This is a genomic window from Providencia sp. JGM181, from assembly GCF_018257375.1.
Lineage (GTDB): Bacteria > Pseudomonadota > Gammaproteobacteria > Enterobacterales > Enterobacteriaceae > Providencia > Providencia lanzhouensis.
In genome coordinates, this window is sequence record NZ_JAERJY010000214.1 from 1 (window position 1) to 3,604 (window position 3,604).

Annotated in this window: 1 protein-coding gene; it reads left to right on the forward strand. The window is 43.0% G+C overall.

Annotated features, from left to right (window positions below; translation table 11 throughout):
* Nucleotides 1-380: 380 nt before the first annotated feature.
* The coding region (locus JK188_RS16755) for an autotransporter domain-containing protein (RefSeq protein ID WP_249216040.1) at nucleotides 381-3,604 on the forward strand (3,224 nt) is incomplete at its 3' end.

Below are 3,604 nucleotides of genomic sequence, written 5' to 3' on the forward strand. Positions count from 1 at the left end.
AAATAATAGAAAAATAATTCATTACTTTTAATTAGTCATTAATACTTAAAAAATAATTAGCAAGAATGACTGTTAATAAATAACACGAATTTGTTATCACAACTGATTTATTCTCAATAAATTTATCTAAATTTTAATTCCTGTATTCAAAAGCAAAAATTAATTTAATTCCCCACGTAGAACTATCATTTAATTTGTTCTTTTCACGTTCTATTCATCTGTATTTGATGTGATTAGCTAGTCAATAAATCTACTTTTTAGACAAATAAAAAGATTTTGAGATGGCGCTCAAGTATTTATTTTTATAAAACACAGATTATCTTTGCGATTCTTTTTTTGATTCTTAATGATGTTTTTTGATTGATAACAAAGGTATCAGAATGAACAAAGCACATAAATTTGCGTCATCTTCTCGTTATAAAAATAAAGCTGCAATAAATAAAAATATTTTTCAGCTTTCTATTATTACTTCTGCGCTATTATTTTCCGGCTATACGCTGGCTTACTCTGAAACAGGGCAACTCGGTGATAAAAATAGTTGGGAAAGCCAAGAATATAAAAATGACTGGGGTTTAGCCGCCATGAATGCCTCCAGTGCTTATGCGCTGGGATATCATGGGCAAGGCGCTAAAATTGGCGTAATGGATTCAGGCGCGTTGTTATCTCACCAAGAGCTAAGTGGTTCCCGCTTTCACGCAGTTAAAGCCAAAGGTGAGTACGGCTCCACGGGGATGCGTTATCCTCAAGAATTAGGCGGCCACTATGAAAAAGGCCAAGCCTTCGATGTGACTGGAGATTGGATCAAAGGCGTGAATGACACTCACGGTACCCACGTGACAGGTACCGTCGGTGCTAACCGTGATGGCGAAGGTATGCACGGCGTTGCCTGGGGTTCCGATGTGTATGTGGGTAACACAGGTGCCACCGACAGCAATAACTATGGTCCTTATCAAGATTACCAATATTTCTATACTGGCTGGAAAGCCATGGTGGATGCTGGCGCCCAAGTGATCAATAACAGTTGGGGTACCAACCCAAGAATTATTGATGCAGGAAAAACAGTCGGTCCTGATGGCGGTAACACCACGGTACATTTACCCGTTGATACCACCCAACAAACTGAGTACGAATATTTCTATTTCAAAAAAATCTACGGGGATAACCCATCCTTTGTAGATGCCGCCTATGATGCCGTGAAAGGCACCAATGTTGTTCAAGTCTTCACCACAGGTAACCGTGATTTTAAAAACCCGTACTACCGCCCTCTTTACCCTTATTTCAATCCACAAGCAGAGAAACATTGGATTGCGGTTGCAGGGTTAAAACAGACGGCAGATAAAACAGGCTATGAAATTGAGGGTATGTTTAACGAGGCGGGAAATGCCAAATGGTGGACCGTCGTTGCCCCTAGCCGCTATATCTACTCCAGCGTCGTAGATGCTGACGGCAATCCGGGTTGGGATACCTTTAGCGGAACATCAATGGCAGCACCACACGTCACTGGTGCCATGGGCGTTTTAATGTCTCGTTATCAATCCATGAATGCCCTGCAAGTTCGTGATGTGATGTTCACGACTGCCAACCGTTATAACCCAGATGGCAGCCTCTATAAAGGCTGGACATCCGCGGATGGCGTACCTGATGAGCGCTATGGTTGGGGTACTCCTGATCTCGAAAAAGGTATGTATGGCCCAGGTCAATTCTTAGGTAAATTCGAATACCAACTGGATGCTGTCCCACTTGATGTCTGGACAAATGACATTAGCCAAGCGGCGTTAGATCAGCGTGAAACCGAAGATTTGGCATGGTTAGCCGATTATAAAGCCCACGGTATCGATGCTGGTGGCGATTATAATCTTGGTACCGATTTTGTAGTCAATGATGGCAATCCAGACCCAACTTCTCATATTGTCGATAAAGAAGATGCTAAAAAATGGCGTCAGGAATATTACCAAAAACGCGCTGAGGCCATTCAAGCCAAAATCGATGCAGGTTTGTATGATGGCGCTCTAGTCAAAGCGGGTGAAGGCACATTGGTGATGACGGGGGATAACACCTACCGTGGCGGTACAACCGTCGAACAAGGTTCTCTGTACGGTTTTACTGAATCCTTTGGTACTGCTGACGTGAATGTTAACGGCGGCACAATTAGCGTGCTTAATCGTTATAACGACAAATTTACTCAAAAAGGTCAGTTAGTCTCCAATGAAAGCCATAAAGCCAATATCAACATCAACGATAAAGGAACCTATTTAGTCACTGCAGGTCATGATGTGAATGTCGGTAATATGACCTTAAATCAAGGCGCTAAACTGGATGTTGCTGCCGATAACATTGGGCAACTGAAAGATGTTTATCTTAATGATAATTCAATCCAAGGTACGGTTAACGCAGATAATTTAGCCGACAACCGCGCTAAAACCAAAATGCTCGCAGCAAATGCCAATAATGCTGCCGCAGATGACTATGCGTTATTCCAAAAAGACGTTTCCGTAAAAGATAACACCATTACGGGCTCTTTAAGCAAAAAAGCGGATACCTCATTTGCTTCATTTGCCAATAATGAGAATGGTCGTTCGATTGCTAATGCACTAGAAAGTAACGCTAAAGGTCAGCTGTTTGATGCAACGCTACCGATGAGCGAACGTGACCTTCGAGACACTTATCAATCACTCGGTAGCGATATGTACCTGAATGCGAATAATGCCAGCGTCGTGAACGTATTAGGTCTAACTCGTACCGTGAAAGATCAGGCTATCGGCGTGGGTCATGGTCGCTATGCTAACCTTGAAAATAGCAATGCACGCATTTGGATGACAGGTGTTGGTCAATGGGGCAACCTTGACTATGGCTACAGCAATATGGATACCGATTTCTATGCAGCATTAGTGGGTGCAGAAATTGATGTCGCTGAGCACACCAAAGCGGGACTGTTCTTTGGGGCGGGTTCATCTAAATACAAAGCCCATGAGTACGGTAAAATTGACAGCAATGACCTGCATGTCGGTGCCTACGGCGTATCCAATATCAAGGATGTGGCTGCGGTTAACTATGGTGTAACTCATACAAACCAAGACAGAGATGCGAAACGTACACTGTGGGTAGGTCAAGAGTCAGGTTATAACTCCACCAGCTATGATGCAAAAATCACGCAATTCTTCGTGGAAGGTGCTTATACCCAACTGAATAATGACCGATATTCTGTTGAGCCTTATGCTGGATTTAACTGGCTGCATGTCACCAGCGATAATCTGCATGAGCAAGTCGGCAATATGCAATTCACCACCAAAACAGATAACCAAGATATCCAAGTTGGTACCGTTGGTTTACGTGGTGGCTATCCATTCAGCGCGGGTAATGTGAATCTCACACTGAAAGGTGACGTATCTGCCAGCCATTTATTTGGCGATACTCGCCCAGAAGCGATGTTGTTCCTATCAGACACTGGCGAAGCCAAAATTCGTGGTGGCAAGTTAGATAACTTATTCGGTGTAGGCTTAGGGGTTGATGCTCAGCTGAATAAATCCACGACTTTCGGAGTGTCTTACCAAGGTCAATATAACAGTGATGTCAGTTCAAGCGGTGTGAATGCCACATTAAAAAT